Here is a 25,249-nt window from a genome sequence, read left to right as displayed (position 1 = left end):
GCTGCGGCGCGCGGCGGAAGCGAGGCGGACAGCATAAAGACATCGCGCGGGGCTGTCCACCGCCGCGGCATCAATGCGGCATCAGCGCGGCATTAATGCGAAATCAGCGCGATCGCCGCGGGCGCCGGCCGCGGCGCCATTCCGCGCCGGCCCCGGCGGCGACCAGCAGCGCCATCAGCGCGGCCACCTCCCACGCTTCGCGCGCCCGCACGCCGGAAAGTGGTGCTGAAGGCGCGAGCTGGATGACGCGCGACTCGAACACCCGGCCGGCCACGTGTTCGGTGGTGGGTGCCGGCGGCGCGGATGGTGCCTGCGCCGGCTTCGCCGCCGGCACGGTCGGGGCCTTCGCCACGCCGTGCCGCGCGGGCGCGGCGCCCGGCCCCGCCGACGGCTCGCGCCCCGGCATGGCCCGCGCCAGCCGTTCGCCGAACGCGCGCAGCGCGTCCACCGGCACGCGCGCCTGCTGGCCCAGCCCGGCGATGTACTGCATCAGCGCCGGATTGCCGCAGCTATTGGCCGTGCACGACAATCCGTCGCGGTTGACCGAGGCCACGTAGCGCCGCGCCATGTCCGCGCGCTCGGCCGCCGTGAAGCGGTAGCTGCCCTGCCGGTCCACTTCCAGCAGGCGCGCCAGGATGCCTTGCCGCGCATGCGGATTGCTGCGCGCGAAGAAGCGGTCCATGTCCATGCCGAGCTTGTCGGCCACGTAGACGTCGTAGGTCTGCTGCCAGAAGTCGCCGCTCATCTGCTCCGGGCTGGTGGCCTGGAAGCCGTAGAGATGCTCGATCTCGCGGGCCATCTCGCGCGCGCCGGCGTAGCCGGAGCGCTGCATGCCGGCGATCCAGCGCGGGTTCCAGTTGCGCGCGTTGAGCTCGGTGGCCAGCCATGTGCGCGCGTCCACGGTCTCGGCCTCGGCCGGGCGGCGCAGGTTGTGCAGCCAGAAGCGCGGCGCCTGCCCGCTGACCGCGCGCGTGGCGAGGTTGAGGCCGCCGGCGTACTGGTAGGTGTCGTCGTTGTCGAGCGCGCCGTAGAGCGTGCTGGCGCGCGAGAACAGCACGGCCTGGTTGGACTTGAGATGGCTGGCGAGCGCCTGCGGCGCGGTCTCGCCCCAGCCTTCGGCGGAGAACGCGAAGTTCATGTAGCGCAGGTATTGCTGCGCCAGCGCCTGCCCGGCCGGCTCGCCGGGCCGGGCCACGGGTCGGGCCACATCGATACTCTGCTCCACCATCTGCTGCACGCCGATGCCGTAGTTGCCGGGCCTGGCGGCAAACACGCGCGCGCGCGCCAGGCGCCCGGCCAGCGGCGGCGCCACGCCGGCGGCCAGCAGCGCGGCCTCCGCTTCCCGGTCGTGGCGGCTGACGGCGTTGTCGCCGGCCGCGGCGGCCAGGCGCGCGGCCTTGTCCAGCAGCGCCACCTTGTCGCCGAAGCCGTCGCGGTAGATGCCGGAGATGGTGAACAGCACGTTGACGCGCGGGCGCCCCAGTTGCGCATCGGGAATCAGCCGCACGTCCTCGACCACGCCGCGCGCATTCCAGACCGGCTCCACGCCCAGCAGGTAAAGCGCCTCGCTTTCCATCGCGCCCTGGTGGCGCTCGGTCTCGCCGTAGAACAGCACCATCGAGACCTGTTCCGGCACGGCGCCGGTCTCGGCGCGGTAGCGCGCCAGCGTCTGCCGCGCCAGCGCCTTGCCGACTTCCCACGCGGCCGGCGTGGGGATGAACGCGCCGTCGAAGGCATGCAGGTTGCGCCCGGTCGGCAGGCCCTGCGGCGTGCGCACTGGATCGCCGAGCGGCGCGGTCGGCAGGTAGCGGCCCGCGAGCACCGTGACCAGTCCGTCGAGCTCGCTCCGCGGCGAGGCGCGCAGCCCGGCCAGCCATTCGCGCGCGGCGGCCAGCGCGGCCCTGGCCTTGTCCGCCAGCGGCGGCGGCAGGTCGGCCAGATCCGGCTCGCGCCCGTCGAGCAGCGCGCCGGCCCAGCCGGCCAGCGTGTCATGGCCGATGCGTTTGCGCTCGTCGGCGCCGAACGCGCTTTCCAGCACGGTGGCCAGCGCCTGCCGCTGGAAATCCGGCGGCGGCAGTTCGCCCAGCACATGGATGCCCTGCGGTATCGGCTCGGCTTCCACCTTGTGCAGGAAGCGATGGACCACCGGCTCGACCTGCTCCCACGGCGCGGCAAGGTCCACGCCGAGCTGGCGGTCCAGGCCCAGCGCGCGGATCTGCGCCTGCGCCTGCAGGCGGTATTGTTCGGCCAGCGCGGGCGCGCCGTCGGCGGTGGCTTCCTGCTGCTCGATCACCTCGTCGAGCTTCGCCAGCGCGGCCGGCATGCCGGCGCGGGTCAGCAGCGGGGTCAGGTGGCTGACCAGCACGGCGGCGCTGCGGCGCTTGGCCTGGATCGCCTCGCCGCCGCCGTCCTGGATGTAGTAGTAGGCGTTGGGCAGGTCGCCCAGCAGCACTTCCGCGCTGTCGTCGCCGGCCTGCCCGGCCTGCTTGCCGGGCAGCCATTCGAGCGTGCCGTGGCGGCCCACGTGAACCACCGCGTCGGCGCCGAACGCATGGCGATACCACAGGTAGGCGGCGATATACGAGTGCGGCGGCGGCGTGACGGTGTCGTGCGACGTGTCCAGCGCGCGCGCGAAGGTGGAGCGCAGCGGCTGCGGCCCGACGAACAGGTTGCCGAAGCGCAGGCCCGGGATCACGAAATCCTGCCCGCCGCGGCCGTCGTCCACCAGCATCAGCGGATTGCGCTCGGGCGGGCCCCACGCGGCCAGCACGGACTGGCGGAAGGCCGCGGGCAGCGCGTCGAACCAGCGCTTGTACTGCGCCATCGGCAGCAGCGTGACGCGCCCGCGCGCGACCATCTCGCGCAGCTCGCCCGGCGACCATGCCTCCATGTTGCGGCCGTTGCGCTCCAGCAGCGCGGTCAGCCCGGCCTCGTCCGGCAAGGCGGTGCCGGCCTGATCGGTCTGGTAGCCGGCCGCGCGCAGGCGCGCCATGATCCGCGCCAGCGACGGCAGCGTGGCCAGGTAGCTGGCGCCGATGTTGCCGCTGCCGGGCGGGTTGTTGTAGTAGAGGATGGCGATGCGCTTGTCCGCCGCCGGCTTGTCCTGCAGCGCGATCCAGCGCCGCGCGCGCGCCACCGCGGCGTCGGCGCGCTCGGGCACCGCGCGGCTGGCCTTGGCGCCGTTTTCGTCCTCCAGCGTGGCGAACAGGATCGGCTCGCTGGCGCCGGCGCGCTCGGGCGTGTTGAGCAGCAGCGGCAGGCGCTCGCCAGCGATGCCGCGCGCATCGGCGCGCCACGCGGCCTGGCTGTCGCGCGTGGCGATCAGGTTGATGGCGTGCACGCCGTGGCGCTCCAGCCAGGCCTTGTCCTCGGCGCGGCTGATGGTGAGGTTGAGCGTGAACAGCGCGCGCAGCGGGCTGCGGCCATCGATGGTCAGCGCGGCATCCAGGCTGGACAGCGGCCAGCCGAACACGGGCACGGCGCCGATGCCCTGCCGTTCGAGCGCGGCCACCAGCGCGTCGATGTGGGCCAGGTCCTGCTGGCGGTAGTTGCTGGCGTAGAAGGCGATGCCGGCCAGCGGCGCGCGGGCGGGCAGACCGCCGTTGGCGCGATACCAGTCCAGGTATGCCGGCAGCGTGGCGAACACCTGCGCGGCGCGCGGGTGGTAGATGCCGGCCGCCGGCAGCGGGCGCGGCGCCGGCACGGCGATGGCGTCCGTGCCGCGCAACTGCGCCACGGTCCACGCCAGCCAGCCGGCCAGGTTGTCGGCGCCGCCGGCGCTCCAGTAGGCCTCGGCCGCCGGGCCGCGCGCGGCGTCGAGGCCGATGCCCCAGGCGGCTTCGGCGGCGGCGGCCGGCGCGGCCAGCACCAGCGCGCCGCGCTGCCTGGCCTGACGCACGGCCGGGGCCATCTGCTTCAATACGGCAGTGGGCGCGAAGTAGGCGTAGATGGCATCGGCGGCGGCGATCTGCGCCGCGTCGGGCGCGGCGGTGACCGCCTGCAGCTCGACGCGGCCCGGGCCGGCCAACTCGCGCAGGCGCGCTTCGGCGGCGGGCAGCAGATGGGTGTTGGTGGTGACCACCAGCACGCGCACCGGCGCCGCGGCCCGCGCCTGCGCGCACGCCAGCAGCAGCCAGCCGAGCAGGACAAACGCGGCCGGCAGCCAGCGTTGCCGCGCCGGCCTCATTTGCCCGCGCCCGCCGGGGCCGGCTGCGCGCCTTCGGGCACGTAGACCACGCTGCCGTCCGGCAGCCGGTAGGCCACGCCGAGGCGCGTGCCCTCGCCCGCCTTCTGCTGCGCGGACAGCTTGCTGACCTTCACTTCCTTGCGGTTCTTCTCGATCAGTTGCAGCTCGCCCGTGCGCGGGTCGCGCTGGACCAGCGTGAAGCGCGCATCGGGATCGAGCAGCTGGGTCAGGCCGAAGGCCTGCGTGAGCGCCACCATCAGGCCCACGGCGAAGACGATCGAGGCATCGAACAGGTTGGCCACGCCGGCCAGCGGGTCTTCGCGGTGCACCGAGGCCAGCTCGCCCTGCGCATGGCGGCGGCGCACGAAGCGGCGGCGCCGGAAACGGTGTCCGTGGCCGGCCTCCATCAGGCTCGCGCCCCCGCCGCCGGCAGCGCGCGCAGCACCAGCTCGCACAGGTTCTCCATCTCCTTGAGGTCGGCGCGCGCCCAGCGCTCGCGCGTGAGCGTGAGCACGTAGGCGATGCCGCCCAGCACCAGCCCGCACACCACCGCGCCGAAGCCGATCACGAGGTGGTTGACCATGCCGGCCATGTCGCCGGCCAGCAGCGCCTGCAGCGCCGGCCCGAGCGGGATGATGGTGCCGGCCAGCCCCAGCATGGGCGCGATGCGCACCAGCGTGCGGGTCAGGTCGAGGCGGTTGGCCACGCGCATTTCCTCGCGCTGCAGCGTCTCGTCGAGCCACAGGTCGAGGTGCTCGTGCGAATCGAGGCGCGCCAGGCGGCCTTCGAGCAAACCCCAGAAACGCGCCAGCGCGGGCGACATCGGCAGCGCGCGCCATTGCGCCTGCGCGCCGTGGCGCAGGCCGGCGGCGAGCGCGTTGGCCAGCGCCGGCAGGTCGGTGCGCGGCGCGGCGGCGCGCCGGCGCGACTGCACCAGCAGGCTGCCGAGGTCCGCCAGCGACAGCACGAACAGCACCAGCAGGGCCAGCGCGACGGGCCAGAAGAACGCCGCGGAAAGGCGATAGAAGATCTCGGTGACGGCGCTTTCCATCGTGATTGCCAGCGGGGAAATGAGATGAGGCGGCAAGGCCCGCGGCAGCCGCGCGCGGGTGCCGGCAGGCCGCGCGCAGGGTCGCGCGCGGGCCGCAAGCGCAGCATTGTACGCGGCGCGCGCGGGCGCCGCCGCCCGGCCTCAGGGCCAGCTTTCGCGCGCGTAGACGCCCGACAGCGCCCGCACCCGCGCGGCGCGCTCGGCCTGCCGGCCGTCGGTGTAGAACGGCGGGTCGGCCAGCGCCAGGCCGTTATCGCGGGCTTCCTCGACCAGGATCTGCAGGTACTCCGTCATGTGCGAGGCGGTGTAGTCGTTGGTGTCGTGGAAGCTCACCACCACGGGCACCACGCCGCCGGCCGGCGCCAGCCGCTGCTCGGACAGCGCCACCTTGACCTGCGCCAGCTCGCTGTTGATGTGCGAGCGGCGGCGCAGGCTGATGTGCCAGCCGTAGATCTTGCCGTCGCGCGCGTTGACGTCCGACATCAGCATGGCGAGGCCGAGCTTGCGGTAGACCGCCTGGACCGCGTCGTCGTAGGCCCAGTTGGGCGGGCGCACCAGTTGCGCCGCGCCGCGGCACTGCTCGATGATGTCGGCCTCGCCGGACAGCAGCGATGCTTCCAGCTCCTCGGGCGCCAGGCGCGTGTGCGATACGTGCCCGTCCGGCAGGCCGCTGTGCACCGCGAGGCGGTGGCCGGCCTTGCAGGTGGCGTGCATCTGCTCCTTGCCCGCCTCGCCGCCGCCGCGGCGCGGATGGGCGGTCTGCACGAAGAACAGCGCCTTGATGCCGGGCGTGACGGGATTGTCGGCAAGCTGGCGCAGGATCAGCGGCGTGCTGCCGTCCTCGCCGGCGTCGGGGCCGTCGTCGAAGGTGAGCAGGAAGCGGATCGGCGGCAGCGGCCGCGCGGCGCGCAGCGTCGCCAGCCGGATCGACGGCGCGGCCGGCGGCGGATCGGCGGTGCCGGGTGCCGCGGCGCACAAGCCGCCGGCCAGCATCGCGGCGGCCAGGAAACAGGAACGGAAAAAACGCATGCGTTGGGGGCGCGCGGCTGTGCGCGGCGCGCCACTGCGCGCGCTGTGCCGGCCAGCCGTCATGAAATTTCAGGCAAGGATCAGGTGTCCGGCCGGGCACGCCCTGCGCGGGTGCGCGAGGCGCCGCAGCGGCGGCCGGGCCTCGCCCGGACACGACGCGGCATTGTGCCATAGCGTCCGGCGGTGGCACCGCCGGCAAAAAAAACCAGGCCACATGCGGGTGGCCTGGTGATAAAGCGGCAGCGATGCGGGCGCTGCCTGCGGGTTCGGGAAGCTGGCGAAGGCTCCCCTTCATTCAGGTTAGCGGCTGGCCGGACGGCCAAGGTGAACAACTGTGTCGGCGGACCCGCGCGCGGGCGCCGCGGCTCATTCGAGCCGGCCGGGCTCGGACACCGCGTCGAAGCGATAGCCGTGCGAGTACACCGAGGTCAGGCGCACGCCGTTCTGCGGACGCAGCGCGAGCTTGATCCGCAAGCGCGACACGTGGGTGTCGAGCGTGCGCGAATCGGGGCCGATCACGCGGCCCCACACCGCCTTCTCCATCATCTCGCGCGGCAGCAGCCGACCCACGTTGCGGAACAGGAACAGCGCCACGTCGAACTCGCGCGGCGAAACGTCCAGCCGCGTGCCGTTCAGCGAGATGGTGCGCCCCACGGGGTCCAGCGCGTAGCCGCCGACCTCGATCATCTCGCTCTGCACCATCGCCTGCGGATAGGCGCGGCGCAGCAGCGCGCGCATGCGCGCCACCAGCTCGGCGCGGCGGATCGGCTTGGTCATGTAGTCGTCGGCGCCGGCGCCCAGCGCGGCCACCACGCTTTCTTCGAGCGGGCGGCTGGTGAGGAACAGGATCGGCAGGACGCGGCCCACGCGCTGGCGTATCCACGGCACCAGGTCGAGCCCGCTGATGTCGGGCAGCTGCCAGTCGAGAATCACGAGGTCGAAGGTGTCTTCGCGCAGCGCGCGCACGAAGGCGCTGCCGCTGCCATAGGTGGCGCACGCATAGCCCGCGTCTTCCACGATCTGCCGGATGAGTCCGGCCTGGCTGTCGTCGTCTTCTACCGAAGCAATTCTCATGGCTCTCTCTTGACCATCCCCGGTATCGTTACCGTGTCCAGCCATAGCGCCAAAGGATTCGGCGAAAGAGAAAGGCGACTGCAATGCGAAAACGCTCACAGGCATGCTGCCGGGCCAGCATCAGACCCCGCTAGCCTAGCGCAGCCATGCGCGGCAATTGTCACTAAATGTGAACACCAAGGGGAACGCGCCGGGCGGGCGGCGGCGAGATGGCAGCAAGTCAACGGCAAGTCGACGATAGGGCGGCGTCCTGCAAGCGCCCGTCAGCGCCTGTCAGCAGGTTTCGTCGGCGGGATCGATCATCAGTTGCAGGCGGGCGGCCACGCCGGCCAGCCGCGCCTCGTCGCCGCTGCGCACCAGCCAGCCGGCGAAGGCATCGGCCTGCGTGTCCCAGCACCACAGGACATGGCCGGCCGCGCGCAGGGAGGCCTGCGCGATCGTCATCAGCGCGGGCACGCCGTGGGCCGCGAGAAAGGCCGGCGCATGGGGGTCGGCCACGCCCCAGTCCACGCGCAGGCCGGCCCGCGCGGCCAGTTCCTGCACGCTGCGCACCAGCGCCGCGGCATCGTTCCACTCGACATAGAAGCCGGCGCCGGCGGTGCCGGCGGCTTCGCTCAGCGGCCACAGCAACTGATGGCCTTCGCATCCCGGCCCGGCCTGCGCCAGCGCGTGCCGGAACGCGGTCCAGCAATGCTGCGCCGCGTCGCGGTCATGCAGGCACACCAGCAGGATCAACTCGCGCATGGCGTCCTGCGTTTCACTCGGGAGCTCAATCGTCATAGGCCTCTGGCGGGTCGGAACGGGGAAACTGCGCAGTGGTCGCGGGAACGGTCCCGCACACGGTTTGCCGCTGCGCAGCCGGCGATGCCCGGACGCCGGCGGCGATCGAGACCCGCTATTCTGACAAAGCTTGTAAGGTGGCGCCACTGCGCCCGCGCGGCTTTCCTGCATGGCGCAAACACCCCCCCAAAAAGCGGTTGCCAAGCGCGTGGTGGCTTTGATACGCTCGCCCCGTCGTCGCTGCGCAGCCATCTCCATGAGCAGCCGTTCCGACTGGCCCGCGGCCCCCGCGGCCGCATCCTGAACGGCCGGGCAAGTCCGGGCGCATGCAGGCACCTCCGTGCTGCCACTCGCCGCTGCCCTGCCCTGCCCTGCCCTGGCCGGCAGGCGGTGACCGGCGGCAATGCAGCGAGCGCAGTGCATCGAGCGGGTTCTCCGCGCGTTGCCCCTCCTTCCCGTTCCTTGCGAGACCCGCGGCCACCGCGCCGCGCGAAAGCGTTCGCCCGCGCGGGCCGTTGCCGCAGTACAGTGTCGGCGCGCGGCACGCAGCGCCACGCCGGCGACACGGGCCTGACACCTGCGCGCCATACAAAGGCGGTAGCGCCAGGGCCGGGACCTGGGAAACAATGACGAAAACGCACTCTTGGCTCACAGCCGGGGAACACCTGCCATGCAATCCCTCCAAGCGTTCCAGAACATCAATCTCACTTCGCTGATGGATACCCTCGTCAGCCTCACCACCGCCTTCGTGCTGGGCGCGGTGATCGGCTACGAGCGGCAGATCCGGCAGCGCACCGCCGGGCTGCGCACCAACGTGCTGGTGGCGGTGGGCGCGGCCATCTTCGTCGACATGGCCAACCGCATGGCCGGGCACGAGGGCGCGGTGCGCGTGGTGGCCTACGTGGTGTCCGGCATCGGCTTCCTCGGCGCGGGCGTGATCATGCGCGAGGAAGGCAATGTGCGCGGGCTCAATACCGCCGCCACGCTGTGGGGCTCGGCGGCCATCGGCGCGAGCGCGGGCGCGGACCTGATCCTCGAGGCCACGCTCGGCTGCCTGTTCGTGCTGGCCGCCAACACGCTGCTGCGGCCCGTGGTGGACCGCATCAACCAGCAGCCGATGGACACCACCGCGGTGGAAGTCACCAACACCGTCTACGTGATCGCGCCGCGCGCCTCGCAGAAGCAGGCGCTGCAGTTGCTGGAGCGCACGCTGGAGACCGGCAACTACCCCACGCGCGACCTGGAGGTGCACGCCTTCGGCGATGCCGACGTGGAGATCGAGGCGGTGCTGACGTCCACCTCGATCGACGGCGACGTGCTGGACCGCCTGATGGCGCAGCTGGCCGAATCCGAGCATATCCACCAGGCCTTCTGGAGCCCCAGCACGACGGACTGAAGCCGCGGCCCGGCGGCGCTCGGGCAGGCGGAGGGGCAGGCGATCAGCGCACACAATCGGAGCGGGTCCGGTTGCAATGCGCGCATGGCATGGCATCCTTGCCGGCGACCGTGGACGGAGATCCCGGCGCGGTCCATGACAGACAAGACGAGGAGCCAATGAAAGTATCGAAGCCGTCCGCCGCCCGGGCGCCGCGCCTTGCGCGCCGCATCCTGGCCGCCGCCATCGCATGCCAGGCCGCCGCCGCGGCCATTCCCGCCACCGCCGCCGAGGCATGGCCGTCCAAGCCGATCAAGGTGATCGTGCCCTACACGCCGGGCGGGTCCACCGACACCGTCTCGCGCATCGTCTTCGAAAAGGTCGCCGAGCGGCTCGGCCAGCCCGTCGTGATCGAGAACAAGCCCGGCGGCAATTCCACGCTGGGCACCTCGATCGCGGCGCGCGCCAAGCCCGACGGCTACACCTTCCTGTCGGTGCTGGCGGCGTATTCGGCCAACCCCAGCCTGTACTCGCACCTGCAGTACAAGCCGGGCGACCTGACGCCCGTCTCGCTGATGGCGGACCTGCCGCTGTTCCTGTTCACCAGCAAGTCCGTGCCCGCCACCACGGTGGCGCAGCTGGTGGACTACGGCCGCAAGAACCCGGGCAAGCTGAACTTCGGCTCCAGCGGCACGGGCTCCAGCGCGCATCTGGTGGGCACGCGCTTCGGCATGGTCAGCAAGATCGAGATGACCCACATCCCCTACAACGGCAGCGCGCCGATCCTGACGGACCTGATGTCGGGCAACGTGTCGATGGTGTTCGACCCGCTGCTGGTGCCGATGCCGCAGGCCAAGGCCGGCAAGATCAACGTGCTGGCGGTGGCCTCGGCCAAGCGCTGGCCGGGCGAGCCGAATATCCCGACGATGGAAGAGGCCGGCTTTCCCGGCTTCGTGATGAGCTCGTGGGCCGGGCTGGTGGCGCCGGCCGGCACGCCGCAGCCTGTCATCGACCGCATGTCGAAGGAGATCGCCGAGGCGGTGCGCTCGGCGGAGGTGCAGAAGAAGCTGGAGAACCTCGGCTTCATCGGCGTGGGCAGCACGCCGGATGCGTTCCGCAAGCTGATCGAGCGCGACTCGGCGCGCTATGCCGAAATCATCAAGGCGGCGAAGATCTCGCTCGACTGATCCGGCCCTCACGGCCCTTTCCTTCAACGGCCTGCTCGCGCAGGCCGTTTTTCATTTCCCCTTCCGTTTCCTCCGCGAGCGCTCCCGCGTGCCGCGCCGCGCGGTGCCTTGACAACCCTGGCCCGCCCTCCTATTCTCTCGCTTAAATTCCTTAAGTAAGATCATTGTTCTGATCTACAGAACACAAGAATCGGAGACAAGACCTGGGCGACGGCCCCGCGCCGCTGCCGCGCGCCGCGCCCACAGGCCAGTCGAGACACCTTTCCAACCGCATTCGCCGGCATCGCAGGACGCCTCCGCTCCCGGCGGCGGCGCCGCGCCACCGGCTCGACCATTCCACAGACGGAGACCCAATGAAGCGCTTCACCTCCCGCATCCGCGCCGCGCTGATGCTCGCCATGCCCGCCGCGCTGCTGGCCACGGCCGCCCTGCCCGCCGCCGCCGACAGCTATCCCAGCCAGCCGGTGCGGCTGGTGGTGCCGTTCCCGCCGGCCGGCGGCACCGACGTGATGGCGCGCCTGGTCTTCAACAAGGTGGGCGCGAGCACGCACTGGAACGTGGTGGTGGAGAACCGCGCGGGCGCGGGCGGCAACATCGGCATGGACGCGGTGGCCAAGGCGCGCCCGGACGGCTACACGCTGGGCATGGGCCAGACCGCCAACCTCGCGATCAATCCCACGCTCTACCCGAAGATGCCGTATGACGCGGTCAAGGATTTCACTCCGGTGGCGCTGGTGTCGGCGCAGCCGCTGGTGCTGATCGTGCGCGGCGACGCGCCGTACAAAAACCTGGCCGACCTCGTTGCCGCCGGCAAGGCCAGGCAACTGTCGATGGCCTCGGCCGGCACCGGCACCGTGGGCCACCTGACCGGCGAGCTGTTCGCGCGCCGCACCGGCATCAAGATGCTGCACGTGCCGTACAAGGGCGCCTCGCCCGCGCTGACCGACCTGCTCGGCGGCCAGACCGATTTCTACTTCGCCACGCCGCCGATCGCGCTGCCGATGCTCAAGGGCGGCAAGCTGCGCGCGCTGGCGGTGACTTCCGCCAGGCGCCTGCCGCTGCTGGCCGACGTGCCGACCGTGATCGAAGGCGGCTACGCCGGCTTCCAGGCCGAGGACTGGAAGGCGCTGGTGGCGCCGGCCGGCACCCCGGCCGAAGTGGTCAGGCGCGTCAACGAAGCCGTCAACAAGGCCATCGCCGAGCCCGAGACCATCACCAGGATGCGCGAGGAAGGCAGCGAGCCGCGCGGCGGCACGCCGGCCGAGCTGGGCGCCTTCATCAAGGCCGAGAACGCCCGCTGGGGCACCATCGTGCGCCAGTCCGGCGCCAAGGTCGAGTAAGAAGCCGTTTCAAGAAGATCCAGGCGTGGTTGCGCGGCACGGCAAGTACGCTGGTACTGTCCGCGTCCGCGCGCCTGGCCAGGACCGCCTCGCTTCATCTTGCAACAACTTCCAAGCCGCCGCCGCCGCGCGGCCCGCCCCCGACGAATCAAGCAACATGCAAAAACCGCTACGCCATATCCGCGTGCTCGACCTCACCAATGTGCTGGCCGGGCCGTTCTGCTGCCACCAGCTCGCCCACATGGGCGCCGAGGTCATCAAGGTGGAAACGCCGGGCACCGGCGACCTGGCGCGCCAGCTCGGCGCCGACGCCGAACTCAACCGCCGCCTGATGGGCGTGTCCTTCCTGGCGCAGAACCCGGGCAAGCGCTCCATCACCGTCAACCTCAAGCATGCGCGCGGCAAGGAAGTGTTCCGCAAGCTGGTGGCCAGCGCCGACGTGCTGGTCGAGAACTTCCGCCCCGGCGTGATGGCGCGCCTGGGCCTGGGTTTCGAGGCGCTCAAGCAGGTCAACCCGAAGCTGATCTACTGCGGCATCTCCGGCTTCGGCCAGGACGGCCCGCTCTCCGACCTGCCGGCCTACGACCAGATCATCCAGGGCATGTCCGGCGTGATGAGCATCACCGGCGACGCGCAGACCGCGCCCTACCGCGTGGGCTATCCCGTCTCCGACACCATCGGCGGCATCACCGCGGCGTTCGCGGTGGCCGCCGCGCTGGCGGACCACCAGCGCACCGACGGCTATTTCATCGACGTATCCATGCTCGAAGCCACGCTCGCCACGATGGGCTGGGTGGTCTCCAACTACCTGATCGCCGGCAAGACCCCGGCGCCGATGGGCAACGAGAACATGACAGCCAGCCCGTCCGGCACCTTCCACACCGGCGACGGCCTGCTCAACATCGCCGCCAACAAGCAGGAACAGTTCGAGGCGGTGTGCCGCGTGGTGGGCCGCCCGGAACTGGCCGCCGACGCGCGCTTCGCCGAGCGCCAGGCGCGCCTGGCCAACCGCGCCGAACTCACGCGCGCGCTCGAAGCCGAACTGGCGAAGAAATCCGCCGACCAGTGGTGGGCGCTGCTCAACGAGGCGGGCGTGCCCGCCGGCCCGGTCTACAGCGTGCCGCAGACGCTGGACCACCCGCAGATCAGCGGGCGCGGCATGATCGGCGACTTCGCCGACGTGCCCGGCGTGGGCCGCGACATCCGCCTGGTGCGCACCGGCTTCAAGCTCAACGGCGAGGCGCCCTCGGTGGATACGCCGCCGCCCGAACTCGGCCAGCACACCCGCGACATCCTCGCCCAGCTCGGTTATGGCGAGGCCGACATCGAAACCTTGCAACAGGAGCACGCCGTATGAGCGAATCCACCCAGGCCGGCAACCAACCCGGCATCGACGCGGGCCAGCGCCTGTCCCAGGACTGGTGGCGCACCGGGATCATCGACATGCAGCCCGGCGAGATCCGCTACCGCGGCTATCCGATCGAGCAGCTGATCGGGCAGGTCTCGTTCGCGCAGATGATCTGGCTGATGCTGCGCGGCGAATTGCCGGGCCGCAAGCAGGGCGAGCTGCTCGACGCCGCGCTGATGTCGGCGGTGGACCACGGCCCGCAGGCACCCAGCATCGCCATCGCGCGCATGGCCGCGACCTGCGGCGTGGGCCTGAACAACGCGATGGCGTCGGCCGTGAACGTGCTCGGCGACGTGCACGGCGGCGCCGGCGAGCAGGCGGTGGAGCTGTACCAGGACGTGGCGCGCCGCATCGACGGCGGCCTGGCGCAGGCCGACGCGGTCAGGGCCGCGCTGGCGGACTACCGCGACGCGCACGGCAAGTTCGTCTCCGGCTTCGGCCACCGCTTCCACCCGCTCGACCCGCGCGCGCCACGCCTGCTGGCGCTGGTGGAGCAGGCGGCGCGGGACGGCGTGGTCTCCGGGCGCTTCGCGGCCATCGCGCGCGCGGTGGAGGCGGAGCTGGGCGCGGGCCGCAGCAAGCCCATCCCGATGAACATCGACGGCGCCACCGCGGTGATCTACGCCGAACTGGGCTTCCCGGCGCCGCTGGCGCGCGGGCTGTTCTGCCTGTCGCGCTCGGTCGGCATCCTCGCGCATGCGTGGGAGCAGACGCAGCAGGGCGGCCGCAACAAGGGGCCGATCCCGCGCCAGTACATCTGGACCTACGACGGCCCGCCGCAGCGCGACGTGCCGCCGGCGCGGGACTGACGACCGGCGCCGGCGCGGCACTGGCGTGAAGCTAGCGGCTCGGCACGTGGGCGGAATCGCCCACGTCGCCCGGCACCGGCCGCGTGGCCGGCGCCATCCACGACGCCAGCGCGTAGCGGTCGCGGCCGAACTCCTTGGCCGCGTAAAGCGCGCGGTCGGCTGCCGCGAACAGCGAGCGCCACAGCCCCTCCGGGCCGGCCACGCCGCCGCGCAGTTCCGCCACGCCGATGCTGACGCTGGCGAACGCGGCCGGCGCGCCGGGCAGCGGGATCGCGCGGACTTTCTTGAGAATGCGGTTGGCCAGCGCGGTGGCCTGGCCTTCGTCGGTATGCGGGCAGAGAATGCAGAATTCCTCGCCGCCATAGCGGCCGGCCACGTCGGAGGCGCGCCGCGAGTTGTCGATGGCCTCGGCGATCAGCTTGAGCACGGTGTCGCCGGCATGGTGGCCGTTGCGGTCGTTGACCTGCTTGAAGTGGTCCACGTCGATCACCAGGCAGGACAAGGGCTGGCCGTGCCGCTCCCAGGCCGCGACCAGGCTGGTGGCGGCCTTGTCGAGCGCGCCGCGGTTGAGCAGGCGCGTCAGCGCGTCGAAGCGGGCGCCGCTTTCGTTGGCGGCGATGACCTGCTCGGTGGCCATCAGCGTGAAGCCGAACAAACCCAGCAGGGTCGCCGCCAGCGGCGCCAGCGTCAGCACGGCGCTGGCGTTGCTGGCGTAGAACGGGCCCGAGAACACCGTTCCCGCCAGGCCGGCGGCCACGCCGGCGAGCTGGTTCGCCAGATGCACCAGCGTGGCCAGCACCACCAGCGGCGCGCCGATGCTGCGCCGCGCGCCGTGCGCGTGGAGCAAGGTGAGCAGCGTCAGCGACGCCACCACCGCCAGGCAGCCATAGCCGACCACGTGCAGGCGCGCGTAGCTGTCGGCCATGCCGGCGGCGCCGAGCAGCGCCAGCCCGGCCAGCGACACGCCCAGCGCCAGCGAGCGGTCCCACGGCGCCAGCCCGTAATAGACCCGCACGCCGCGATAGACCAGCAGGCGCCCGCCGATGTAGACCGCGGCCGCCACGGCGCTCACGTATACGTGCCGGGACGAGACATTGAAGGCCAGCGCCAGCCCGGCCGCCGACAGCAGCAGGTGCCCCACCGCCCACAGCCGCCCGGCCGGGCTGAGCCGCAGCGCGGCCAGCAGCCCCAGCGAGATGGCCAGCGTGCTGGCATACACCACCAACATGACGACAACTACCGCTTGCTGGTCTAACTGCACGGGAGTCCTTTGAAGATGCCGCGTTGCTGTTGGCGTTGAGGAGAGGGAAAGAAGGAAGGTCGGCGGCGATGCCGGCGCGATAGTGTAGTTGCCGCCGCGCGGACAAAATTTTCGCAAACGCGAATGATAACGTCCCCGGCCTGCGCCTGACACCCCCGACAAGCCGGGCGGAGACCACTTTCGGCAGGAACATTGACCGGCCGCAAGCCCGGCGCCCCGCTACCGGGCCCCGGCGGCGCCGGGCGGGAGGCAGGAACCGGCGCTTGCGGGCCTGGCGCGGCGCCGGCGGCGAGGCTGGCGGTGGTTCGGGTGGCGCGTCGGGTGGCGCGTCGGGTGTCAATTCGGGCGGTAATTCAGGCCGGATAGGGAAAGCGGCCGCCCAGCGCCACCGTCAGTTCGCGTGCTGCATTCACCACATCATGGCGAAACGCCGGGTCGAACCGCGGTGTCGGGCAGGTCAGCGTCAGCGCGCCCTTGAGCTCGCCGTCCGGCCCGAACACCGGCGAGGACACGCCCGCGATGTCCGGCACGCGGTCGCCGACCATCTCGGCCACGCCTTCGTCGCGGATCTTCTGGTAAATCTCGCCGCGCGCGCCGCTGAACGCGCGCAGCACGCGGCCGCCGGCGCCGCGGTTGCGCGGCAGCAGGTCGCCGGCCTTGGCGTGGTCGCGCACCGGCTGCGGCGAATCGACGCGGTACAGGCACAGGCGGTGCTCGCCCTGGTCGATGTGGAACGCAGCGCTCTCGCGCGTGGCCTGCACCAGCTGGCGCAGCACCGGCATCACCACCAGTTCCAGCGAGAACGAGGCGGCGTACACCGCGTGCAGGCGCGCCACCTCGGGGCCCAGCCCGTAGCGGCCGTCGGGCTGGCGCAGGACCAGGCGGGCATGCTCGAGCGAGGCCAGCAACCGCAGCAGCGTGCTCTTGTACAGGCCCGAGCGCTGCGCCAGCTCGACCAGCCCCAGCGTGGTGTCGCCCTGCCGGAAGGTGGAGAGCACGAACAAGGCGCGGTCCACGGCGATGGCGCCGCCCTCGGCGACGTGCTTGTCGGCTTCGGAAAGTTGCGCGGCTTTACGAGGCATCGATCGGCTTGCTCAATGGAAGGAATGAAAGGAAGCGGGGAAACGCCGTGGAGGCCGGACCAATGGATCAACGGACCGGTAAGCCGGCATGCGGCAGTTTCAGGCATTTCTTGGCATGGCGGTTCCACGGTACAGAACGCCACCGGCATTGTCAACGCGGCCTGGCCGGCCATGCCGCACCGCCGCGCCGGCCTCTGCCGCGCCCGCGCCGAAAGTCGTCCCGCGCCGCCCGCCGGCCGGGCTGTCCTTGAATTGTCCCGGAAGTGATCTAGAGTGATGTGATGCACCATTTCGCCCGGCTGCGGCCATGCCCGGCAGGGCACCGCGACATGGCGCGCTTCATGCCACGACGCACGGCACGACGCGCAGCACGACGCATGCCGCGCACATGTCACGACTTTCGTCACGCTTCACGTCACGATGGAGTAATCCAGCAATGGTTGGATTGAACGCACTGACCCGGGCCCGCCTTCAGCTTGCGCAAAACACGTTCCTCCACCCCTTCCGCCTTGCCGGTCGCGCCTGCCCTGCCAGGGCCAGCGGCGGCAGCCGACACCCCTTTCCCGACGGCGCGCGCCGCGCGCCGCGCCCGGCACTGGACCAGGACCGATAGCCCAGCGCCCATTTCCGACGACGCCATCCGACCATCGCCTTGCAGCCAGTGCCAGGCCATGCCGGCCTCATGCCTGCCCGCCCGCTCTCCTGTCCGTGTGCCTGCCGGGCGCGGCCACGCTGCTTCAACCTTCCTGCCGCCCCGCGGCCCCAAGCCTGTCCATGCCCAGACTCCAGCGCACGCGCGTTCCTGTGTTGCCAGCCGGCCCCAGCCACCCCTATCGACTCCGAGGTTCTTCCATGCGCATCGAGCGGATTCCACTTCGCCATCTCGGCGCCGCGGCGATCGCCGCCCTCCTTGCCGCATGCGGAGAGAAGCCGGCCGCGCCGCCGCCGCCGCCGCTCGAAGTGGGCGTGGTCACGGTCAGGACCAGCACCGTGCCGGTGACGGTGGAGCTGCCCGGGCGCACCAGCGCCTTCCTGGTGGCGCAGGTGCGCGCGCGGGTGGACGGCATCGTGCTGCGCCGCGAGTTCACCGAGGGCGATGACGTCAAGGCCGGCGAGCGGCTCTACAAGATCGACCCGGCGCCCTACATCGCCGCGCTGAACAACGCCCGCGCCGCGCTGGCCAAGGCCCAGGCCAACGTCACCACGCAGAACGCGCTGGTCAGCCGCTACAAGGTGCTGGTGGCCGCCAACGCCGTCAGCAAGCAGGACTACGACAACGCCGTGGCCGCGCTGGGCCAGGCCCAGGCCGACGTGGCCGCCGGCAAGGCCAGCGTGGAGACCGCGCAGATCAACCTCGGCTATACCGACGTGATCTCGCCCATCACCGGGCGCAGCGGCCTGTCGCAGGTCACGCCGGGCGCCTACGTGCAGGCCAGCCAGGCCACGCTGCTGACCACCGTGCAGCAGCTCGACCCGGTCTACGTCAACCTGACGCAATCGAGCGTGGAGGGCCTGCGGCTGCGCCGCCAGGTCCAGGAAGGCAAGCTGCAGACCAGCGGCATCCACGCCGCCAAGGTCACGCTGCTGCTCGAGGACGGCCGCACCTACGCCGAGCAGGGCCGGCTGCAGTTCTCCGACGTGAGCGTGGACCAGACCACGGGCTCGGTCACGGTGCGCGCGATCTTCCCCAACAAGGACCGCGTGCTGCTGCCCGGCATGTTCGTGCGCGCGCGCATCGACGAAGGCGTCAACGACAAGGCGATGGTGGTGCCGCAGATCGGCATCACGCACGACCAGAAAGGCCAGCCGGTGGCGCTGGTGGTCGGCCCCGACAACAAGGTGTCGCAGCGCCAGCTCGTCACCAGCGCCACCTACGGCAACGGCTGGGTGGTGGAAAGCGGGCTGCAGCCCGGCGAGCGCGTGATCGTCAACGGCGTGGAGAAGGCCAAGCCCGGCATGACCGTCAAGCCGGTCGAGACCCAGGTGCCGGCGCAGCCCGCCTCGGGCGCGCAGGCGCAGCCGGCCTCCGCGCCGCCGGCCCCGTCCCCGGCTCCGTCCGCCCCCGCCTCCGCTCCGGCGCCCGCTGCGGCGCCCGCGTCCGCCGCGCAATAACAGGGAGCCTGCCTCATGGCAAAGTTCTTCATCGACCGGCCGATCTTCGCCTGGGTCATCGCCATCATCCTGATGCTGGCGGGCGTGGCGGCGACGGTGACGCTGCCGATCGCGCAGTACCCGACGATCGCCCCGCCGGCCATCCAGATCAGCGCCACCTACCCGGGCGCTTCGGCCAAGACGGTGGAAGACACCGTCACCCAGGTGATCGAGCAGCAGATGAGCGGCCTCGACCACCTGCTCTACCTGTCGTCGACCAGCGACGACTCCGGCACCGCCACCATCACGCTGACCTTCGCCGCCGGCACCAACCCCGACATCGCCCAGGTGCAGGTCCAGAACAAGCTGCAGCTCGCCACGCCGCTGCTGCCGCAGGTGGTGCAGCAGCTCGGCGCCAAGGTGACCAAGTCCAGCAGCAGCTTCCTGCTGATCCTGGCCTTCGTCTCGCGCGACGGCAGCATGAACCGCTACGACCTGACCAACTACGTCGCCTCCAAGATCCTCGACCCGATCAGCCGCATCGACGGCGTGGGCACGGTGACGCTGTTCGGCTCGCAGTTCGCCATGCGGATCTGGCTCGACGCCACCAAGCTCAACAACTACAACCTGACGCCGATCGACGTCAACAACGCGGTGCTCGCGCAGAACGTGCAGGTCGCCGGCGGCAGCCTGGGCGGCACGCCGTCGGTGCCCGGCCAGATGCTGCAGGCCACCATCACCGAGGCCACGCTGCTGCAGACGCCGGAGCAGTTCGGCAACATCCTGCTCAAGGTCAACACCGACGGCTCGCAGGTGCGCCTCAAGGACGTGGCCCGCATCGAGCTCGGCGGCGAGACCTACAACTACGACACCAAGTACAACGGCCAGCCGACCGCGGCCTTCGGCATCCATCTCGCCACCGGCGCCAACGCGCTGAACACCGCCAAGGCGGTGCGCGCCAAGATCGCCGACCTGCAGCGCTACTCGCCGCAGGGCCTGGTGGTGGAATATCCCTACGACACCACGCCGTTCGTCACGCTGTCCATCGAGGAAGTGGTCAAGACGCTGATCGAGGGCATCGTGCTGGTGTTCCTGGTGATGTACCTGTTCCTGCAGAACCTGCGCGCCACGCTGATCCCGACCATCGCCGTGCCGGTGGTGCTGCTAGGCACGTTCGCGGTGATGGCGGTGGTGGGCTTCTCGATCAACACGCTGTCCATGTTCGGGCTGGTGCTCGCCATCGGCCTGCTGGTGGACGATGCCATCGTGGTGGTGGAGAACGTCGAGCGGGTCATGGCCGAGGAGGGCTTGTCGCCGCGCGACGCCACCCGCAAGGCGATGGAGCAGATCACCGGCGCGCTGGTGGGCGTGGCGCTGGTGCTGTCGGCGGTGTTCGTGCCGGTGGCGTTCTCGGGCGGCTCGGTGGGCGCCATCTACCGGCAGTTCTCGCTGACCATCGTGGCGGCCATGCTGCTGTCGGTGATGGTGGCGCTGATCCTGACGCCGGCGCTGTGCGCCACCATGCTCAAGCCCATTCCTCAGGGGCACCACGACGAGAAGACCGGCTTCTTCGGCTGGTTCAACCGCAACTTCGCCAAGAGCCAGCAGAAGTACCACGGCGGCGTGCTGCACGTGATCCGCCGCTCGGGGCGCTGGCTGATCATCTACCTGATGGTGATCGTGGCGGTGGGCTTCCTGTTCCTGCGGCTGCCCAAGTCCTTCCTGCCCGAGGAAGACCAGGGCACCATGTTCGTGCTGGTGCAGGCGCCGGTGGGCTCCACGCAGGAGCGCACCGCCAAGGTGCTGGCCGACGTGCAGGACTACCTGCTCAACCAGGAGAAGGACGTGGTCGAGGCGGTGCTGACCGTCAACGGCTTCAGCTTCGCCGGGCGCGGCCAGAACTCCGGCCTGGTGTTCGTGCGCATGAAGGACTTCAAGCTGCGCGAGACCGACAACCTGAAGGCGCCGGCGCTGGTGGGCCGCATCTTCGGGCATTTCGCCTCGTACAAGGACGCGCAGATCTTCCCGCTCAACCCGCCCTCGATCCCGGAACTCGGCACCGCCGCCGGCTTCGACTTCGAGCTGCAGGACCGCGCCGGCCTCGGCCACGAGAAGCTGATGGAGGCGCGCAACATGCTGCTGGGCATGGCAGCCAAGGACCCGACGCTGTCGCAGGTGCGGCCCAACGGCCTGAACGACACGCCGCAGTTCAAGGTCAGCATCGACCGCGAGAAGGCCAACGCGCTCGGCGTGACCGCGACCAGCATCGACCAGACCTTCTCCACCGCGTGGGCCTCGCAGTACATCAACAACTTCCTCGACATCGACAACCGCATCAAGAAGGTCTACGTGCAGGGCGAGGCGCGCTTTCGCATGAACCCCGAGGACCTCAACGCGTGGTACGTGCGCAATGCCGCCGGCACGATGGTCCCGTTCAGCGCCTTCGCCACCGGCAAGTGGATCTACGGCTCGCCCAAGCTGGAGCGCTACAACGGCATCTCGGCGGTCGAGATCCAGGGCGCGGCCGCGCACGGCAAGTCGACCGGGCAGGCCATGCAGGCCATCGAAGCCATCGCCGCCAAGCTGCCGGCCGGCATCGGCTACGAATGGACCGGCCTGTCGTACCAGGAAATCCAGTCCGGCTCGCAGGCGCCGATCCTGTACGGCATCTCGATCCTGTTCGTGTTCCTGTGCCTGGCCGCGCTGTACGAGAGCTGGTCGATCCCGTTCTCGGTCATCATGGTGGTGCCGCTGGGCGTGCTCGGCGCGCTGCTGGCCACCACCCTGCGCGGGCTGGAGAACGACGTGTTCTTCCAGGTCGGGCTGCTGACCACGGTGGGCCTGTCGGCCAAGAACGCCATCCTGATCGTGGAATTCGCGCGCGAACTGCGCGACCAGGGCATGAGCACGCTGGACGCCGCGGTGGAAGCCGCGCGCCTGCGGCTGCGCCCGATCCTGATGACCTCGCTGGCCTTCATCCTCGGCGTGATGCCGCTCGCGCTGAGCAACGGCGCCGGCTCCGGCAGCCAGCACGCCATCGGCACCGGCGTGATCGGCGGCATGCTGACCGCCACCTTCCTGGCCATCTTCATGATCCCGATGTTCTTCGTGGTGATCGGCAAGTTCAGCAAGGCCAAGCCCCACCACGACCCGCATCCCGCGGCCCCGCCGCCGGACGACCCCGCCGGCGGCGACGGCACGCTCAGGGAGGGACACTGACATGCGCAGACATGCCCTGATGACCGCCGCCGCGATCCTGGCCGCCGGCTGCACGCTCGCGCCGAACTACGAACGCCCGGCGGCGCCGGTGGCGCCGGCCTTCCCCGCCGGTGGCGTCTACGACCAGCAGCCCGGCGCCGCGCCGGGCGCCGCCAGCGCCGGCGGCGCGGCGGCCACCGACATCGGCTGGCGCGATTTCTTCGCCGACGCGCGCCTGCAGCGCATCATCGAGATCGCGCTCAGGAACAACCGCGACCTGCGCGTCTCGGTGCTCAACATGGAAGCCGCGCGCGCCCAGTACCAGATCACGCGCGCCGGCCTGTTCCCCACGCTCGACGCGGTGGCCTCCGGCAGCCGCACGCGCACGCCGCTGAACCTGTCCTCCACCGGCCGGCCCATCGCCAGCGAATACTCGGTCGGCGCGAGCGCGTCCTGGGAGATCGACTTCTTCGGCCGCATCCGCAGCCTCAAGGACCAGGCGCTGGCGCAATACCTCGCGCTGGCGCAGACCCGCAAGGCCGCGGAGATCGCGCTGGTGTCGTCGGTGGCCGACCAGTACCTCACCATGCTGGCCTACGACGACGCGCTCGCCGTGACGCGCAACACGCTCGTGACCGCGCAGGAATCGTTCCGCATCACCAAGCTGCAGTTCGAGACCGGCACCGGCTCCGAACTCGACCTGCGTCAGGCCGAAGGCGTGGTCGAGCAGGCCAACGCCAACCTCGAATCGCAAAGCCGCCTGCGCGCGCAGGCGGAAAACGCGCTGGTGCTGCTGGTGGGCGAGCCGCTGCCCGAGGACCTGCCCGGCGGGCTGCCGCTCAACGGCCAGGCGCTGCTGACGGACATCCCGGCGGGGCTGCCGTCGGACCTGCTCGCGCGCCGCCCGGACATCGCCGCGGCCGAGCAGTCGCTGCTGGCCGCCAACGCCAACATCGGCGCGGCGCGCGCGGCCTTCTTCCCGCGCGTGGTGCTGACCGGCAGCGCCGGCACGCTCTCGCCCACGCTCGGCGGGCTGTTCAAGCCCGGCTCCGGCGCGTGGTCGTTCAGCCCGCAGATCACGCTGCCGATCTTCGAAGGCGGCGCCAACGTCGCCAACCTCGACCTCGCGCACGTGCAGAAGCGCATCGAGATCGCCAGCTACGAAAAGGCCATCCAGACCGCCTTCCGCGAAGTCTCCGACGGCCTGGCCGCGCGCGGCACCTACGACAAGCAGATCCAGTCGCTGGAGCGCTTCACCGGCTCGCAGGAACGCCGCCTGACGCTGTCCGACCTGCGCTACCGCAACGGCGTGGACAGCTACCTGAGCGTGCTGACCGCGCAGACCGATCTCTACAACGCGCAACAGTTGCTGATCACCGCGCGGCTGCAGCGCCTGACCAACCTCGTCGACCTGTACCAGTTCCTCGGCGGCGGCTGGATCGAGCGCGCCGGCGACACGCCGCGGCCGGCCGATGCGCCGGCGGATTATGGGGCGCAGGCGCGGGGACCGGACGCGCCCCCTTGAAGACGCTGTCAAAGTGATTCCGGTAGCGTTCGTTGCGCGGCCTTGCCGCGCTGCTTGTACTGTCTGCGGCCTCGCCTCGCCGGAATCGCTTCGCCTCATTCGATAGCGTCTATTGGAACCGCCAAGCGTCCGTTGAGAAACGCATGGATCGACGGCTCCGCGCAGCAGCAGACCGCCGATTGCGACATACGCTCGAGCTAGTGGAGGTTCCTCGGGTGATATCTTGACCAGACAAATTGGCTGAAATAAGTCTCGGCGATTTCCGTCCAAGTTCGAAGTCCATCCGGTTCCTGCATGATGTGTTTGGCATTCACCAGAAGCCAGGACATCACCGCCTGGCTGTCACGGCACTTCGTGCAGTCACCTGACGTGCAGCATCGGGTTGTTGTGTGCATGTCCGCGGTATAGGCGTTGAATTTAGGCAGTGAAGGCCAACCGGATTCCAAGCGCTCCGCATTTCCGCCATAGTCTTCACTGACGCTGGGGCAACTCCGATTTGCAGCGCAGATTACATTGGTTCGTTAGGTGGTAGAGAGACGAACGGGTCGCTTTCGCCTCCTTCCTAACTTCTTTGAACCGAGTTATCACGTCATCCTGACGTTCCATCTTCGTCTCCTGAAATACAAACCACCCCGACAAAAGCGGGCACGCTCATGCGCCCGAGAAATTCTTTATCATTTCAGGCCACATATCGGAATGACTGCGCCTGAACATATTGATGTGGCCAATCGGCTCGCCACCGAAATCGGCTGGCCGCAGCACACTGATCGACTTCCGTGCATTGGGGAGCAGCCGCAACCAATCATCGATGTTTCTTCTTGTCGCCAGCGCATCGTCACATGCCGAAACCACAGTGATCGGCGCCTGGAATTCCTGGTAATAGTGGTGGCCGACCCCGGCACCAAATTCGTTCTCCACATAGCCGGGGCTACGGCACCAGCGCGACCATTGCCGCGCGACACCAACAGGCAAGCTCTCCCCCCAGCCAAGCCACTTCGCCGGAACATATCCGAACAGCCTCGCGGAGAATGGGATATAGAAAAGAAGCAAGAACGCGGCGACCGGCCTGAGCGGCCATCCAATATTGCCGATATAACCCGAAGACGCGGAGATCGCAGCAAGACTGCAAACTGCACCATGATTTGGCATCAGCCCGACCAATTGAGCACCAGCACTATGCCCGATCAAATGTGCTTTGTTCGCCCCGGTCCTCTCCAGTAACCAACGCAGGGCTGCCGGCATATCCAGCTCGCCCCAATCCTGTATTCTAGCCTTGGAGAATTTGATATGCGGCTCGGCAATTGAAGCCCCGATGCCTCTGTAGTCGAAGACAAAAACCGAGTACCCCTGCTCACACAACCAGCGGGCGAACGCATAATAAAATGTCTGCTTTACCCCCGTCGCCGGACAAATAAGGATCGGTATTTTTTCGTCGTATTGCGCCGGGAAATAACTTCCACCTAGAGAATATCCATCCCCAGCATGGAAACGGATGGACTCATGCCTTATGCCAGCGTTTTTCATATGCGCACCCGGATCTCATCATTTCCGAAAACGGTGATGCAGATAGCCTTGCTCAGGCTCGCTCTGGGCAAACCTGCAAGACACCGTACAACCCGTTGCGGGCAAGCTCATCGAGCATGAATGTCGCTCCTGAAGCTGACTCCGAGCTGCGTCATATGCCTTGAGCAAGGTCATGCATCATGCGACCTCGCAATAGGGCTGTCATATGGTAAAACTTGCGGAATGCAACTCGGGTAGGAAATGGCTGACCTGATGCAGGGAAATTGCTGAAACTTCGACCTTCGGGAGTCATCGAGGCGCCGCAATACCTGAACCAGTTTCCGGCGCCA

Annotated in this window: 17 protein-coding genes; 8 read left to right on the top strand and 9 right to left on the bottom strand. The window is 69.8% G+C overall.

Annotation, left to right across the window (positions count from 1 at the left end):
- Positions 1-103: 103 nt before the first annotated feature.
- The 6 genes from KF708C_RS08570 to KF708C_RS08545 all read right to left on the bottom strand — a co-directional run bounded on the left by KF708C_RS08570 (position 104) and on the right by KF708C_RS08545 (position 8,120).
- Positions 104-4,186, bottom strand: a complete 4,083-nt coding sequence (locus tag KF708C_RS08570; RefSeq protein ID WP_059411473.1) for a cobaltochelatase subunit CobN — start codon at positions 4,184-4,186, stop codon at positions 104-106.
- Positions 4,183-4,551 carry a DUF2149 domain-containing protein gene (locus KF708C_RS08565; RefSeq protein ID WP_231586402.1) on the bottom strand — a complete coding sequence of 123 codons (369 nt, stop codon included), beginning with the start codon at positions 4,549-4,551 and terminating at the stop codon, positions 4,183-4,185. The genes KF708C_RS08570 and KF708C_RS08565 overlap by 4 nt, the downstream gene beginning before the upstream one ends.
- A gap of 41 nt (positions 4,552-4,592) precedes the next feature.
- Positions 4,593-5,237, bottom strand: coding sequence for a MotA/TolQ/ExbB proton channel family protein (locus KF708C_RS08560; protein ID WP_020202964.1), 645 nt, complete (start codon positions 5,235-5,237; stop codon positions 4,593-4,595).
- 141 nt (positions 5,238-5,378) lie between these two features.
- The gene (locus tag KF708C_RS08555) at positions 5,379-6,266 is read right to left on the bottom strand and encodes a polysaccharide deacetylase family protein (RefSeq protein WP_020202965.1); all 888 of its coding nucleotides are present in this window, start codon (positions 6,264-6,266) and stop codon (positions 5,379-5,381) included.
- Positions 6,267-6,632: 366 nt separating this feature from the next.
- A complete protein-coding gene (locus KF708C_RS08550; protein WP_020202966.1) occupies positions 6,633-7,340 on the bottom strand; it encodes a response regulator transcription factor in 708 nt (235 codons plus the stop codon).
- A 273-nt stretch (positions 7,341-7,613) separates the two neighbouring features.
- On the bottom strand, positions 7,614-8,120 hold the full coding sequence (locus KF708C_RS08545; RefSeq protein ID WP_231586401.1) for a DUF6630 family protein: 507 nt from the start codon (positions 8,118-8,120) through the stop codon (positions 7,614-7,616).
- A gap of 670 nt (positions 8,121-8,790) precedes the next feature.
- Here KF708C_RS08545 and KF708C_RS08540 point away from each other — a divergent pair.
- The 5 genes from KF708C_RS08540 to KF708C_RS08520 all read left to right on the top strand — a co-directional run bounded on the left by KF708C_RS08540 (position 8,791) and on the right by KF708C_RS08520 (position 14,239).
- Entirely contained in the window at positions 8,791-9,516 is a 726-nt protein-coding gene (locus KF708C_RS08540) for an MgtC/SapB family protein (RefSeq protein ID WP_020202968.1), read from the top strand.
- Positions 9,517-9,674: 158 nt separating this feature from the next.
- Positions 9,675-10,682, top strand: coding sequence for a Bug family tripartite tricarboxylate transporter substrate binding protein (locus tag KF708C_RS08535; protein WP_059411470.1), 1,008 nt, complete (start codon positions 9,675-9,677; stop codon positions 10,680-10,682).
- A 353-nt stretch (positions 10,683-11,035) separates the two neighbouring features.
- Complete coding sequence (locus KF708C_RS08530; RefSeq protein WP_020202970.1) at positions 11,036-12,022, top strand: Bug family tripartite tricarboxylate transporter substrate binding protein; 987 nt, start codon at positions 11,036-11,038, stop codon at positions 12,020-12,022.
- A gap of 157 nt (positions 12,023-12,179) precedes the next feature.
- Positions 12,180-13,379: a CaiB/BaiF CoA transferase family protein gene (locus tag KF708C_RS08525; RefSeq protein WP_029043604.1), complete on the top strand. Its 1,200-nt coding sequence runs from the start codon at positions 12,180-12,182 to the stop codon at positions 13,377-13,379.
- A complete protein-coding gene (locus KF708C_RS08520) occupies positions 13,376-14,239 on the top strand; it encodes a citryl-CoA lyase (protein WP_020202972.1) in 864 nt (287 codons plus the stop codon). Before KF708C_RS08525 ends, KF708C_RS08520 begins: the two co-directional genes overlap by 4 nt.
- A gap of 31 nt (positions 14,240-14,270) precedes the next feature.
- On the opposite strand, the gene KF708C_RS08515 is transcribed toward KF708C_RS08520, so the two are convergent.
- Positions 14,271-15,467 (bottom strand): GGDEF domain-containing protein, encoded by a 1,197-nt coding sequence (locus KF708C_RS08515; protein ID WP_020202973.1) that lies wholly within the window; start codon positions 15,465-15,467, stop codon positions 14,271-14,273.
- A gap of 386 nt (positions 15,468-15,853) precedes the next feature.
- Positions 15,854-16,582, bottom strand: coding sequence for an IclR family transcriptional regulator (locus KF708C_RS08510; protein WP_059411469.1), 729 nt, complete (start codon positions 16,580-16,582; stop codon positions 15,854-15,856).
- 852 nt (positions 16,583-17,434) lie between these two features.
- Here KF708C_RS08510 and KF708C_RS08505 point away from each other — a divergent pair.
- The 3 genes from KF708C_RS08505 to KF708C_RS08495 are packed head-to-tail and all read left to right on the top strand — an operon-like array spanning position 17,435 to position 23,396.
- A complete protein-coding gene (locus KF708C_RS08505) occupies positions 17,435-18,694 on the top strand; it encodes an efflux RND transporter periplasmic adaptor subunit (protein WP_020202975.1) in 1,260 nt (419 codons plus the stop codon).
- 15 nt (positions 18,695-18,709) lie between these two features.
- Positions 18,710-21,892: an efflux RND transporter permease subunit gene (locus KF708C_RS08500; RefSeq protein WP_059411468.1), complete on the top strand. Its 3,183-nt coding sequence runs from the start codon at positions 18,710-18,712 to the stop codon at positions 21,890-21,892.
- Between the two features lies 1 nt (position 21,893).
- Positions 21,894-23,396, top strand: coding sequence for an efflux transporter outer membrane subunit (locus KF708C_RS08495; RefSeq protein ID WP_059411467.1), 1,503 nt, complete (start codon positions 21,894-21,896; stop codon positions 23,394-23,396).
- Between the two features lie 651 nt (positions 23,397-24,047).
- Here the strand turns inward: KF708C_RS08495 and KF708C_RS34430 are convergent.
- Positions 24,048-24,920, bottom strand: a complete 873-nt coding sequence (locus KF708C_RS34430; protein ID WP_082079473.1) for an alpha/beta hydrolase family protein — start codon at positions 24,918-24,920, stop codon at positions 24,048-24,050.
- Between the last annotated feature and the right edge of the window lie 329 nt (positions 24,921-25,249).

This window comes from Cupriavidus basilensis, assembly GCF_000876015.1.
GTDB lineage: Bacteria > Pseudomonadota > Gammaproteobacteria > Burkholderiales > Burkholderiaceae > Cupriavidus > Cupriavidus basilensis_B.
Note: the sequence above shows the minus strand (reverse complement) of the source record. Positions and strands in the feature narration are given on the sequence as shown.